The organism is Bradyrhizobium sp. sBnM-33 (genome assembly GCF_032917945.1).
Lineage (GTDB): Bacteria > Pseudomonadota > Alphaproteobacteria > Rhizobiales > Xanthobacteraceae > Bradyrhizobium.
The window spans coordinates 7,070,599-7,084,405 of record NZ_CP136624.1; the positions used below are offsets into that span (position 1 = coordinate 7,070,599).

Annotated in this window: 11 protein-coding genes; 5 read left to right on the forward strand and 6 right to left on the reverse strand. The window is 63.5% G+C overall.

Translation table 11 applies throughout. From position 1 onward, the window contains the following. Positions 1-4: 4 nt before the first annotated feature. From RX328_RS33305 to RX328_RS33315, 3 genes are all read right to left on the reverse strand, one after another. The gene (locus RX328_RS33305; protein ID WP_213255752.1) at positions 5-745 is read right to left on the reverse strand and encodes a 2OG-Fe(II) oxygenase; all 741 of its coding nucleotides are present in this window, start codon (positions 743-745) and stop codon (positions 5-7) included. A 155-nt stretch (positions 746-900) separates the two neighbouring features. Then, positions 901-1,587, reverse strand: coding sequence for a DUF2848 domain-containing protein (locus RX328_RS33310; RefSeq protein ID WP_213255784.1), 687 nt, complete (start codon positions 1,585-1,587; stop codon positions 901-903). Beyond that, positions 1,580-2,932, reverse strand: coding sequence for an amidase (locus tag RX328_RS33315; RefSeq protein ID WP_213255750.1), 1,353 nt, complete (start codon positions 2,930-2,932; stop codon positions 1,580-1,582). The genes RX328_RS33310 and RX328_RS33315 overlap by 8 nt, the downstream gene beginning before the upstream one ends. A 240-nt stretch (positions 2,933-3,172) precedes the next feature. On the opposite strand from RX328_RS33315, the gene RX328_RS33320 reads away from it, so the two are divergent. From RX328_RS33320 to RX328_RS33335, 4 genes are all read left to right on the forward strand, one after another. Continuing rightward, positions 3,173-3,586, forward strand: a complete 414-nt coding sequence (locus RX328_RS33320; protein ID WP_171708471.1) for a Zn-ribbon domain-containing OB-fold protein — start codon at positions 3,173-3,175, stop codon at positions 3,584-3,586. A 5-nt stretch (positions 3,587-3,591) separates the two neighbouring features. Continuing rightward, entirely contained in the window at positions 3,592-4,731 is a 1,140-nt protein-coding gene (locus RX328_RS33325; RefSeq protein WP_213255748.1) for a thiolase C-terminal domain-containing protein, read from the forward strand. Positions 4,732-4,882: 151 nt separating this feature from the next. After that, positions 4,883-5,797, forward strand: coding sequence for an SDR family oxidoreductase (locus tag RX328_RS33330; protein WP_213255746.1), 915 nt, complete (start codon positions 4,883-4,885; stop codon positions 5,795-5,797). 428 nt (positions 5,798-6,225) lie between these two features. Next, on the forward strand, positions 6,226-7,161 hold the full coding sequence (locus RX328_RS33335; RefSeq protein WP_213255782.1) for an SMP-30/gluconolactonase/LRE family protein: 936 nt from the start codon (positions 6,226-6,228) through the stop codon (positions 7,159-7,161). Between the two features lie 109 nt (positions 7,162-7,270). Here RX328_RS33335 and ppc read toward each other — a convergent pair whose 3' ends face one another. The 3 genes from ppc to RX328_RS33350 form a co-directional block, all read right to left on the reverse strand. Beyond that, positions 7,271-10,063, reverse strand: a complete 2,793-nt coding sequence (gene ppc, locus RX328_RS33340) for a phosphoenolpyruvate carboxylase (protein ID WP_213255744.1) — start codon at positions 10,061-10,063, stop codon at positions 7,271-7,273. Positions 10,064-10,295: 232 nt separating this feature from the next. Next, a complete protein-coding gene (locus tag RX328_RS33345; protein WP_213255742.1) occupies positions 10,296-11,840 on the reverse strand; it encodes an acyl-CoA synthetase in 1,545 nt (514 codons plus the stop codon). A 144-nt stretch (positions 11,841-11,984) separates the two neighbouring features. After that, positions 11,985-12,800, reverse strand: a complete 816-nt coding sequence (locus tag RX328_RS33350; protein ID WP_213255740.1) for a crotonase/enoyl-CoA hydratase family protein — start codon at positions 12,798-12,800, stop codon at positions 11,985-11,987. A 90-nt stretch (positions 12,801-12,890) separates the two neighbouring features. Between RX328_RS33350 and RX328_RS33355 the strand changes: the two genes are divergently transcribed. Continuing rightward, entirely contained in the window at positions 12,891-13,763 is an 873-nt protein-coding gene (locus RX328_RS33355; protein WP_213255737.1) for an SDR family oxidoreductase, read from the forward strand. The last annotated feature ends 44 nt before the right edge of the window (positions 13,764-13,807 follow it).

The window sequence follows — 13,807 nt, forward strand, 5'->3', positions numbered from 1 at the left end:
GCACTCACTTGGCATCGTGAAAAATCACACCGACGGTGTGGCGATGGCCGGAGCGGATCCGGCTGACGCCATGGCGCAGATTAACGCGGTAGGGCCCGCGCGTCCCCTGCACCGGCCGGTGATGCACAGCAAACGCCACCGCATCGCCCTGCCTCAGCGGCACCACCTCGGGCCGCGACTGCATCCGCGGCCGCTGCTCGGTCAGCACGAACTCGCCGCCTTCGAAATCGCGCCCCGGTTCCGACAGCAGGATCGCGACCTGCAGCGGGAACACGTGCTCGCCATAGAGGTCCTGATGCAGGCAATTGTAGTCGCCCTCGCCATATTGCAGCAGCAGCGGCGTCGGCCGCGTCTGCCCGGCGTCATGGCAGCGCTTCAGAAAGGCCTCGTGGCGACTGGGATAGCGGACATCGATCCCCATCGTCTCGTTCCAGCGATTGGCAACGCCGCAGAGCCGCGCATAGAGCGCGGGCCGCAACTGCGCGATCAGCTCCGGCAGTGGATAAGCGAAATACTTGTATTCGCCGCGGCCGAACCCGTGGCTCCCCATCACGATGCGGCTGCGGAAGTTCCTGTCATCGGGATAAAGCGCGGCCAGCGCGGCGCATTCATCAGGGGGCAGCAATCCCTTCAGGACTGCGCAACCCTGCGCGTCGAGGTCGGCAGTTACCTGGGCCCAATCGATGGCAGCGACGCGGGCAGCGATGTCGGACCGGCGGTCGATATTTCTTGCGGTTGCTGTCATGGCGTCAATCTCGCAATCAGGCCTCGACAAAACCACCCGATTTCTGACGAGTTCCATCCTCGTCATTGCGAGCGGAGCGAAGCAATCCACGCCTCAGCTCGGGGACAGATGGATTGCTTCGTCGCTTCGCTCCTCGCAATGACGGCGGCGCCGCGTCAGCCCAGCACTGGCAGCGCGATCACATCATAACCATGGCTGATCTTGCGATTCAGGACGGGATCCTCCAGCTCGAACTCGAAGCGATCAGCCGGGCGGATGCCGCCTTTGGCCGCAAATGTGCCGCCGAACATGGCGCAGCCGTCGGGCAGGCCTTTGCCGCCAAAGCCGCGCTCGATCAGGTCGTTGACCGGCAGCATGGCATCCAGCCTGCCCTCCTGGTAAAGCACGCGAGAGCCCCCGATCGTGGCCCAGGAGCGCAGGATCAGCCGGTCCCAGTGACCGATGACCTCCTCCAATTCCCACAGCACCGATGCCACCGGCTTGTCGCACATCTGTTTTGAGACCGTGACGCTGTAGCTCTCCACCTTGCGGTCGGTATGATCGGAGCCGCAGCCGACAAAGATACGTCCCTGCCAGCCGATCAGCACGAACTCGGCCTCGCCGCTGGAATCGCCGCCCGTCACCTCGATACGATCGTCTTGGGTAATCCGCCGCGCCGAGCAGCGGTAATAGATCGGCGTCGTCGCGGGACGCGCGATGCCGATCGCTTCGAGTTCAGCGATATGCTTGTCGCGCGCGACCGGATCGCGCCCGGTCCAGCCGGCGATCACGGCTTGGTCGATCGCCAGCGTCAGCGGCGTCAACATGCCCTTGTCGTCGACGTTGAAGGTCAGATCAAACACGGATGACATCCTCCATTCCGGCGGCGAGTTCAAAGATGCGGCGGTCCGATCCGCCGGCGGCTGCAAGCATCAGCCCGACCGGCACCTCGCCTTCGCGATGCGCGGGCAGTGAGATCGCACAGCCGTCGAGCATGTTGATCAGGGTGCAATTGCGCAGCGCGCGCAGATTCTGTGTTGCGAATAGCTTGTCGTCGGCAACGAGGTCGGCGATGACGGGCGGCGCATTCGCCGTGGTCGGCAACACCAGCGCGTCATAGGGCGCGATGCGCTTTTCGGTCCGTGCAATGAACGCGCGGCGCGCGCCGACAATATCGATATAATCCGCTGCGCTGATGCTTTCGCCGCGCAGGATCCGGACGCGAACACGAGGGTCGTAGACATCACCCTTGCTCGCGATGAGATAGCGGTGCCAGGCATAACTCTCCGCCGCGGCAAATCCGCCCTTGCTGTTCATGACGGCGACATCGTCGAATTCCGGCACCGCAATCCGCTCGATTATTGCCCCCTCGCGCGACAGCGTCGCAAGCGCGCGCTCAAAGGTTTTCGCGACGACATCGTCGAGATCGTCGAACGCAACCGTGGTCGGCACCGCGAGCCGCATGCCCTTAACCGGGCGCGGCTGCAACGGCTTCACCGCTTCATCTGCGAGCACGGCGTCAAGCACCGCGCAGCAGCCGACCGTGCGGGCCAGCGGACCAAAACTGTCGAGCGAGGACGACAGCGGCACGCCGCCATCGAGCGGCACCCGGCGCTGCGTCGGCTTGTAGCCGACGATGCCGTTGAAGGCCGCCGGGATCCGGCAGGAGCCGCCGGTGTCGGTACCGAGCGCGCCGTAAGCCATGCGATCGGCGATCGATACCGCAGCCCCCGAGGACGAGCCGCCGGGCACATGACCGACGCTGCGATTAAACACGCTCTTCGGCGTGCCGTAATGCGGATTGATGCCGATGCCGGAATAGGCGAATTCGGTCATGTTGGTGCGGCCGATCACAATGAAGCCGGCCCGCCGCAGCCGCGCCACCACGGGCGCATCGGCTTCGGCCGGAGCCGAATCCTCCAGCGCGCGGGAGCCTGCGCGAGTCACCTGCCCCTTGATGTCGAACAGGTCCTTGATCGACACGGGGATGCCGGCATAGGGGGAGGGCGCGGCGCGCGCTTTGCGCAGATGATCCATTGCGTCGGCCGCGGCGATCGCTGCGGCCTTGTCGACGTGGATGAAGGTCCGCGCCCCCTCACCGGCGGGATCGGCAATCCTTGCGAGACACTCCTCGACCAGCTTGCGCGCGGTGGTGCGTCCGGCTTCGAGGTCGGCGGCGAGGCTCGCAAGCGTAGGAAGGTCAGGCATGGCTCTCTTGTACTTTGCTCTGGATCGCGTCCTGATCAGGAGCATCCCGTTGAGAAGTGTGCCGGCAATTTGCCGTGGCGCGGACTATCTCCGATGACTGGCTGGCATACAAGCGCTCTCGTGCGCAGGAATGCGGCCATGCAATCCCCGCCGTCGCTGAACCGTTGACGGCCCACAGTCAATGTCGCATCAAGATCGCAACAAGCGGGTGGACGCCCGTACTTAAGGAGAGTAGCCGATATGGCGGAGCCCGCGCGCGCAAGACCAAAACCCACGCCTGAAACCCAGCATTTCTGGGATGGAACGCAGGCCGGCGAATTACGCCTGCAGCGCTGCGATGCCTGCGCCAACGTCTATTTCCCGCCGCGCCCGTTCTGCCCCTCCTGCGCCTCGCGCAAGGTTTCCGTCTTCAAGGCCAGCGGCAAGGGCAAGCTCTATAGTTATGTCATCAATCACCGTCCGGCCGCGCCCGGCTTCACCCCGCCTTACGCCATCGCGGTGGTCGAACTCGACGAAGGGCCGCGCATGATGAGCAACATTATCGACTGCCCGCAGACGCCGGAGGCGCTGGAGCTCGACATGAAGCTCGAGGTCGCCTTCGAAAAGCTCGACGACAAGATCACCCTTCCCATGTTCCGTCCGGCGAAGGGCTAAGCATCATGCGCAGAAACCAGGTCGCCGTCGTCGGAGCCGCCGAGACCACCGAACTCGGTGTTATCCCGAATATGTCGCAGATCCAGTTGCACGCGGACGCCGCGCTCAACGCCATCGCCGATGCCGGGCTAAAACTGTCCGATATCGACGGCATCGCGACCGCCGTCGAAACCCCGCAGCAGATCGCGCATTACCTCGGCATCACGCCGACCTGGGTCGACGGCACTTCCGTCGGCGGCTGTTCGTTCATGCTGCACGTCCGGCATGCCGCGGCCGCCATCGAGGCCGGCCTGTGCAAGACGGTGCTGATTACCCACGCCGAGAGCGGCAAGTCGATGATCGGCAAATTACCACGTTCGATTCCCGCCGACAGCCTGCAGGGCCAGTTCGAGGCGCCGTTCGGCGTCTATGGCCCGCCCAGCATGTTCCCGATCCCCGTGCTGCGCTACATGAAGACCTACGGCATCACCCATGAGCAGATTGCCATGGTCGCCGTCGTGCAGCGCGAATGGGCGGCGAAGAATCCGCGCGCGACGATGAAGGACCCGATCACGGTTGCGGATGTCCTCAACTCGCGGATGATCGCCTATCCGTTCCGCCTGCTGCAATGCTGCCTCGTCACCGACGGCGGCGGCGCCCTGATCCTGACCTCGGCCGACCGCGCCAAGGACTTTCCCAGGAAGCCGGTCTATATTCTCGGCACCGGCGAGAGCGTGGAAACGCCGATGGTCAGCCAGATGGAGACGTTCAATTCTTCGCGCGCCTTCAAGGTCGCAGGCCCGACCGCCTTCAAGGAGGCCGGCATCAGCCACAAGGATGTCGATCATTTGATGATCTATGATGCTTTCGCGCATCTGCCGCTCTACGGCCTCGGCGATCTCGGCTTCATGCCGCACGAAGAGACCGGCAAGTTCATCGCCGATGGCAACACCCGCCCCGGCGGCAAGCTGCCGCTCAACACCAATGGCGGCGGATTGAGCTACATGCATTCGGGCATGTACGGCATGTACGCGCTGCAGGAGAGCGTGCGGCAAATGCGCGGCATCGCGCCGGCGCAGGTCAAGGACGCGAAGATTTCGGTCTGCCACGGCGTCGGCGGCATGTTCGCTGCCAGTGGCACGATCATCTTTACGAACGAACGCTAGGAAATGGCGAGCCCGAGCGGAGCCCTCAATCCGTCATTGCCGGGCTTGACCCGGCAATCCATCTCTTCTGAAGAAGGATGGGTGCGCGGGTCAAGCCCGCGCATGACGAGTTGAGTTCTGCTTCGGCCGCACAAACAACACAGGAAAGATCATGACAAAATCACTGCAAGACAAAGTCATCATCGTCACCGGCGCAGGCCGCGGCATCGGGCGGGAGATCGCGCTGCTCTGCGCCGCGGAAGGCGCAAAAGTCGTTGTCAACGATCCCGGCGTCGCCGCCGACGGCGCCGGATCGAACGCGGCGCCCGCCGAGGAGGTGGTCGAGGAGATCAAGAAGCGCGGCGGCACCGCGGTCGCGAATTTCGAGTCGGTGGCGGAAGCGATTCCGGCGAGCAAGATCGTCAAGACCGCGACCGATCATTTCGGCCGTCTCGACGGCGTCGTCAACAATGCCGGCATTTTGCGCGACATGATCTTCCACAAGATGAGCGTCGAAGCCTTCGAGGCCGTCATCAAGGTGCACCTGATGGGCTCCTTCTATGTCAGCCACGCCGCGGCAAGGCTGTACCGCGAACAGGAGAGCGGCTCCTTCGTGCACTTCACCTCGACCTCGGGCCTGATTGGCAATTTCGGCCAGGCCAACTACGCCGCCGCCAAGCTTGGCATCGTCGGCCTATCGAAGTCGATCGCGCTCGACATGGGCCGCTTCAACGTGCGCTCGAACTGCGTCTCGCCCTTCGCCTGGACCCGTATGATCGGCACTATCCCGACGGAGACCGAGGCCGAGAAGGCGCGCGTGGCGAAAATCCAGCAGATGGGACCGGAGAAGATCGCGCCGCTCTGCGCCTATTTGCTCAGCGACGCCGCCAAGGACGTCACCGGGCAGATCTTCGGCGTGCGCATGAACGAGATCTTCCTGTTCAGCCAAAATCGTCCGCTGCGCTCGGTGCAGCGGAGCGAAGGCTGGACGCCGCAAACCATTGCCGAGCACGGCATGCCGGCGCTTGCGGGATCGTTCTACAAGCTCGACCGCTCCGCAGACATCTTCACCTGGGATCCGATCTAACGAACTCCTCGTAGCCCGGGTGGAGCGCAGCGCAATCCGGGGACGGTCTCGCAATTAGAGAAACTGTCCCCGGATTGCGCTTCGCTCCATCCGGGCTACCCGAGCGGCGCCATCTCGGCCTGTTTCACACAGCCCGCCCGCTTTATGCCGGAATGCGGGCTGATGTTTTCCTCCCAACAAAACAACGGGAGGAAATCATGACAACCTCGCTGACCTTTCCCGATTCCCAACAACACAGCGGCGGTTTTGACCGCCGCAAAATATTGACAGGCGCGGCGGCACTTGCCGCCTCGGCCGTAACCATGAAAACGGCTTCTGCCGCCTCCGTCACGCCGCTCGGCCAGACTGCCGCGCCGACCACGGCAACGCAACCCCTGCCGCTCGGCCCGCTTCCCGGCGCCCGCTATCCGGATTCTCGCCTGGAGTCGATGAAGAAGCCCAAGGTTTCGTTCGGGCCCACCGGTTTCCCGGCCTTCGCGGGCACCATGGCCGTCGAGCGCGTCGCCACCGGCTTCCGCTGGGCCGAAGGCCCGGTTTACTTCGCAGCCGGGCGCTACGTGCTGTTCTCCGATATCCCCAACAACCGCATCATGCGCTTCTCGGAAGATGACGGGCATCTCAGCGTCTACCGTCAGCCGTCGATGAACTCGAACGGCAACACCATCGACCGCGAAGGACGCCTGATCACTTGCGAACACAGCGGTCGACGGGTCACCCGGACCGAACTCGATGGCTCGATCACGATCATCGCCGACAAGTACAATGGCAAGAAACTGAACTCGCCGAACGACGCGGTCGTCGCGGCCGACGGTTCGATCTGGTTCTGCGACCCAGCCTACGGTATCGGCGGCTATTACGAGGGCATCAAGGCCGAGCCCGAGCAGGAAAAGAAAAACGTCTACCGGGTGGATCCGAAGTCCGGCGACATCAAGATGGTGGTCGATGACTTCGTGCAGCCGAACGGCCTTTGCTTCTCGCCTGACGAGAAGAAGCTTTATATCTGCGATACCGGCTTCACCGACGGGCCGGACAACCCGTCGCATATCCGCGTGTTCGACGTGGATCTCGGGGCCGGAAAGCTTTCGAACAGCAAGGTCTTTGCGGACATGCCAAAGCCCAGCATTACCGACGGGCTGCGCTGCGACACCGCCGGGCGTCTGTGGTGCTCCGTGGGTTGGGGCGATCCGAATGAAGACGGCGTGCGCTGCTACACTTCCGACGGCGATCTCCTCGGCAAGATCCACATACCGGAAACTGTCGCCAATCTGTGCTTCGGCGGGCAGCAGCGAAATAGGCTCTACATCTGCGGCTCGTCGTCGCTCTATGCCGTCTACACCAGTGCACAGGGCGCGATGAAGCCGTGACCGGCCTTCGCCGTCATTGCGAGCGTAGCGAAGCAATCCATCTCACCGAGTATGCGGACGCATGGATTGCTTCGTCGCTTCGCTCCTCGCAATGACGGTGGACGGCTCCTCACCCGCTATTCCGCAATCCCGCCGATATCCCGTTAATCGTAAGCTGAATCCCGCGCAGCACCTGCTCGTCCGGACTATGCGCACGATGCTCCTTCAGTAGCTCGACCTGCACGTGGTTGAGCGGATCGAGGTACGGAAAGCGGTTGCGGATTGAGCGCTCCAGCAGCGGGTTACCCTGCAAGAGGCGCTCGTGGCCCATGATGTCGAGCAGCGCCTCGATCGAGGAATGCCATTCGCGCCGTATGCGCCCGAAGATACTTTCGCGCAAGGCCACGTCAGGCACCAGTTCGGCATAGCGCGACGCGATCGCGATCGAGCTCTTGGCCAGCACCATGTCCATGTTCGACAACAGCATGCGGAAGAACGGCCATTCGCGGTAGAGCTCCTGCAGGAATGGCATGCCCTGCTCCGGATGCTCCGCAATCCAGATCTCGACCGCGGAGCCAAAGCCGTACCAGCCCGGCAGCATCAGCCGGCATTGCGCCCAACTGAACACCCAGGGGATGGCGCGGAGGTCCTCGATTTCGCGGGTCTTCTTGCGCGACGCCGGGCGGCTGCCGATGTTGAGCGTCGAGATTTCGGTGATGACGGTGGAGCCCCAGAAATAATCGGCGAAGCCTTCGGTCTCATAGACCAGCCCGCGATAGGCCTTGAATGCCAGCGCCGACAATTGCTCCATCGCGGTCAGATATTCTGTCCGCGGCGCGCTCTGCCGAGGCTGCAGAAGGCTTGCCTCCAGCGTCGCCGCAGCCAATATTTCCAGATTGCTGCGGCCAACTTCCGGATTGGAGTATTTGCTGGAAATGATTTCGCCTTGCTCGGTGATGCGGATCTGTCCGTTCACCGCGCCGCCGGGCTGCGCAATGATGGCCTCATAGCTCGGCCCGCCGCCGCGACCGACCGATCCGCCACGGCCATGAAACAACCGCAAGCGCACATGGTGGCGCTCGAACACGTCGACCAGTTCGATTTCGGCCTTGTAGAGTTCCCAGCCCGAAGTGACGAAGCCGCCGTCCTTGTTGCTGTCGGAATACCCGAGCATCACTTCCTGGATGCCGCCGCGGCTGTCGACCAGCCGGCGGTAATCGTGCAGCGCCAGCATCCGGTCCATGATGCCGGATGAAGCCTGCAGATCCTCGATCGTCTCAAACAGCGGCACGATGTTGATGGCGCTGCGGCCGGACGGATTGACGAGGCCGACCTCCTTCAACAGCACCGCCACTTCCAGCATGTCCGACATCCCCTTGCACATGGAGATGATGCATTGGTGGATCACGTCGGGGCCGAACCTGGCATGGGCTTCGGCAGCGGCGCGGAACACGGCGAGTTCGCCCAGCGTTTCTTCGCTGTACTTGACGAACGCCGAGGTCAGCGGCCTGACGCTGCGCAGCTCGCGCAGCAGCAGATGGATGCGGGCCTCTTCATTCAGTGCCAGATAGGACATGCCGGGGATCGCGGCATCGAACAGTTCCGCGACCGTGCGCTCATGCACCGCGGAATTCTGCCTGATGTCGAGGCGGGCGAGATGAAAACCGAAACAATCCACGGCACGACGGAGCAGCCGCAGCCGTCCGCGCGCGATCACGCCCGAATTGTTGGCGATCAGCGACCGATTGAGCACGTCGAGATCGGCCTTGAACTCCTTCACGCTTGCATAAGGTGCGGCCTCGCCGACCGGACGACGCGTCGTCTCGACGTCGAGCTTTGCAGCGGTTGCGGTGAGCCTTGCATAGATGCCCGACACCGCCAGCCGATACGGTTCACCGCTCCTGTGCGGCGAAGTATCCGGCGACCGCTCGGCCAGCGCGCGCAATTCGTCGGAGACGTCGGCGAGGTGCGCGGCCAGCGATAATTCGGAGCCGAGGACATGCAACTCTTCCAGATAGAAGTTCATCACCCGGCTCGACTGCAGGCGCAGCGTGCCGCGCATGACGTCGGCCGTGACAAAGGGGTTGCCGTCGCGGTCGCCGCCGATCCAGCTTCCCACGGTCAGGAACGACGCCAGCTCGCCGGGCGCGCCGCCCTCCTCCCGGTTCAGCCGGTCTTCCAGCGCGCAATGCAGCCGCGGCACTTCGTGCAGGAAGGTGTAGTCGTAGAATGACAGGCCGTTGGCGACTTCGTCGAGCACGGTCAGCTTGGTCCGGCGCAGCAGGTTGGTCTGCCACAGCGTCAGCACGGCGCGGCGCAACTGCTCGTCGCAGGCCTCGGCCTCCTCCGGCGTAAGCTGGACGCGTTCGCGCCGGTCGAGTAGCGCGGCGATCTCCATCTCGCGGTCGATCGTGCTCTTGCGGCGTACTTCCGTGGGATGCGCCGTCAGGACCGGGCTGACCTGGGCACCCTTGAAGAAGCGGCGCAGCTCGGCCGCGCTGATCCCGGCGGTCTTTGCGTGAGCGAGCGTCTGGGTCAGCGCGCTCGGTTGCGGCCCGCCGGGACCGCGGCCACGCATCTGGCGGATGTTGTTCTGGTCCTCGGCGATGTTGGCGAGATGCGAAAAATAGCTGAAGGCGCGGACGATCCGCACGGTATCGCTGATCGACATGCTGTCGAGGATGGTCTCAAGTTCCCGCCGCGCCAGCTTGTCCTCGTCGCGGTGGAACCGGATCGAGGTTTGCCTGATACGTTCGACCAGGTCGAAGACGTCAGCGCCCTCCTGATCACGGACGGTATCGCCGAGAATCCGCCCGAGCAGGCGAATGTCGGTCCGCAGCCGGGCATCTTCCTCCAACGCCAGCGTTTCATCGCTCCGGTTAAACCGGATCTCAATCTCGGAAGGCATCGTCTGGGAAGACATGGCTGGCCACCTCAGAAACCGCCCGGCGGATTCCGAGTGTGCAATTTTTTTGCCGCAGTGCAAGATAAAGATGGAGGCGGTGCTCACCGTTGAACCCTCCCCGCACTCCGACCTCATCCCGAGGAGCCGCTTTGGCGGCGTCTCGAGGGATAGGCCGCGGGCCACATGGTTCGAGACGCGCGAAGGCGCGCTCCTCACCATGAGGGTACCGGCTGAGGCCTGGACGACGGAATCAAATCCTCCGCCCTGCTCGCTCCCAATAGGGATCGCGCAGACGGCGCTTGAAGATTTTGCCGGAATCTTCCCGCGGCAGATTGGACTGGATTTCGATGTGCTTTGGCACCTTATAGTCGGCCAGCGCGACCTTGAGCTGGCTGCGGATGGACTCCGGGTCGAGCGTCACCCCCGGCTGCGGCTCCACCACAGCCATCAGCGCCTCGCCGAATTCGGCGTTGGGAATCCCGAACACCGCGCAATCATGCACCCCCGGAATGGCGTGCAACGCGGCCTCGATTTCCGCCGGGTAGATGTTGACGCCGCCGGAAATCACCATGTCGCGTTTGCGGTCACAGATGAAGACATAGCCGTCCGCGTCGATGTAACCGACATCACCCGAGGTGATGAACCCGTCGCGATCGATCTCGGACCGCTTCTCCGGCCTATTGTGATACGTGAAGTCGGGATTGCCCGCGATGCGCGAATAGATTTCGCCGATCTCGCCCTGCGGCAATTCGCGGCCGTCGTCACCGATGAATCGCAGCTCTGCGCCCGGTGCGATCTTGCCGACGGTGCCGGGCTTCTTCAGCGCGTCCTCGGAAGTCGCAAAGGTCACGGCGCCGGACTCGGTCGATCCGTAGAATTCGTAGATGATCGGCCCCCACCACTCGATCATCGCGCGCTTGACGTCGGCCGGACAGGGCGCGGCGGCATGGATGACGTGGCGCAAGGACGACATGTCGTACTTCCTGCGCACTTCCTCCGGCAACTTCATCAGCCGGATGAACATCGTCGGCACCATGAAGATGGTATCGATCTTTTCGGTCGCGACCACGCGCAAAAACTCTTCCGCATCGAAGCGCGGCATGATCACCAGCGCGCCGCCGAGGCGGCCGGCGCGCAGGCCGAACGAGTTCGGCGCGGAATGATACAGCGGCCCCGGCAACAGCGCGCGGGCGCCCGGTTTGAGGCCGTAGATCAGCGCGCGCATGCGCTCGGCGTTGGCGCTCTGCTCCGGCGTCGGCGCGAAACGACGCACGCCCTTGGGATGGCCTGTGGTGCCCGAGGTGTAGATCATGTTCTGCGGCTGCGGCACCGCCGGCCCGTCATAGCGCGGATGTTGTTTGAGCCAGGATTCGAAATCGATCGCGAAGTCAGGCGTCGTCAGATGATCCGGATTGATCTTGTAGTTGGCGATGATCTCCGGCGGGGTCGGCACGCTGAGCGCGGTGACGCCTTGCGGGATCGCCTCGCGTAACTGATGCAGCATGTCGGCATGCGCGATCAGCACCGATGTGCCGGAATCCTTCAGCACATAATTGATCTCTTCCGGCTTGAAGTGCCAGTTGACCGGCACGCCATAGGCGCCGAGCCGCATCGCCGCATAGGCCGCCTCGATGAAGGCGATGTCGTTGCGCATCAGCATGGCGACGCTATCGCCCTGTTTGACGCCGAGTTTTTGCAAGCCGCTGGCGATGCGCTCAGTCCGTTCAGCGACCTCACCGTGGTCGCGCCGGCGCTGGCCGCTGGTGATGCCGAGGAAGAGTTGGGAGGCTGACATTGTCTCTTTCCGATCTGAAGTCGGGTTTTGAGTGACCCTCATGGTGAGGAGCGCGCCCTCGCGCGTCTCGAATCATGAGGCCCACGGACGGGCCTACATCCTTCGAGACTGCGCTTTCGCGCCTCCTCAGGATGAGGGCTGATATTATCCCGCATCCGCAAACCGCGGCGCGCGCTTTTCTATGTTGGCACGCACGGCTTCAGTCTGGTTCGGGCTGCCGAGCAGCTTCTGCTGCTCGATCGACTCGGTGAGCAGCGCTGGAGCGGGATCGACGGACAGCTTGTTGAGCATCCGCTTGGCGGCGCGGATCGCGTCGGGACTCTTGCCGGCAATCTCGCGCGCGACCTCGAAGGCCGCCGCGCGCGGATCGTCGCAGATCCGGGTCGCAAGGCCATAGCTCATGGCTTCCTGCGCGGAGAAGATGCGGCCGGTATAGGTGAGTTCGCGCAGGATATCGTCACGGACGAGGCTCGCGAGAATCGGCGTGCCGGCCATGTCGGGCACCAGGCCCCATCTGATCTCCATGATCGACATCCGCGCGTCTGGCGCGAGGAAGCGCATGTCGGCCCCGAGCGCGAGCTGGAAGCCGCCGCCGAACGCTACGCCCTGGATCGCAGCGATCACCGGCACCGGAAGCTGGCGCCAACCCCAGACCGCCTGCTGCGGAAAGTTCGCGATGCCATGTGTACGTGCAGTGAGGTCGCGCTTCTCGCCGCCGGCGATCCCATTGCCGCCATTTTCTTTCATGGCCTGAAAGCGTCCCATATCGAGGCCGGCGCAGAACGCCCGCCCTTCCCCGGACAATACTACCACCCGGACGCCTTTTTCGTGGGCCAGCCGCTCGGTCGCGGCCACCAGCGCCTCGAACATCGCGGCATCGAGCGCATTCATCTTGTCAGCCCGCACCAGTCGGACATCGGCAATGCCGTCCGAAATCGAGATCGAGACGCGCTGCTCCATGAAAAATCTCCTCAGTTGCTGCTTTACAGAACGGTGTTGTCCGGTTTTAGTCAATCGACCAATTAACAGACAATCCCGTGGGTGGAAACGATGTTCAACGATCAGCTTCTCGCCGGGCGACGCATTCTGGTGACCGGAGGCGGCACCGGCCTCGGCAAGTCCATGGCGGCGCGGTTTCTCCAACTGGGAGCCGAGGTCCACATCTGCGGCCGCCGCAAGATCGTCTGCGACGAGGCCGCGACCGAATTGATGGATCTGCATGGTGGGCGCGTCGTCAGCCACGGCGTCGACATCCGCAATGCGATGGCTGTCGACGAGATGATCGAACAGATCTGGACCTCGGGGCCCCTCACCGATCTCATCAACAACGCCGCCGGCAATTTTATCTCGCGCTCGGAAGAGCTCTCGCCGCGCGGTTTCGACGCTGTCGCCAACATCGTGATGCATGGCACGTTTTACGTGACGCACGCGGTCGGCCGGCGCTGGATCGCCGCCAAGCAGCGCGGCAACGTGGTGTCGATCACCGTGACCTGGGTGCGCAACGGCTCGCCCTATGTGGTGCCATCGGCGATGAGTAAGTCGGCGATCCACGCTATGACGATGTCGCTTGCGGTCGAATGGGGCAAGTACGGCATCCGCCTCAACACCATTGCGCCAGGCGAAATCCCGACCGAAGGCATGAGCAAGCGAATCAAGCCCGGCGACGAGGCCGGCGCGCGCACGCGGGCGCAGAACCCGATGGGCCGCGTCGGCACCATGGAGGAATTGCAGAACCTCGCGGTGTTCCTGATCTCCGGCGGCTGCGACTGGATCAACGGCGAAACCATCGCCATGGACGGCGCACAGGCACTCGCGATGGGCGGCAATTTCTATCAGTTGCGCGACTGGAGCGACGACGACTGGAACAAGGCGCGAGAGTCGATCAAGGCGCAGAACGAGAAGGACCGCGCGGCACGGGGTTAAATCCCCGTGTGTCCCGGACGCGGCGCAGCGTTCTTCACGCTGCT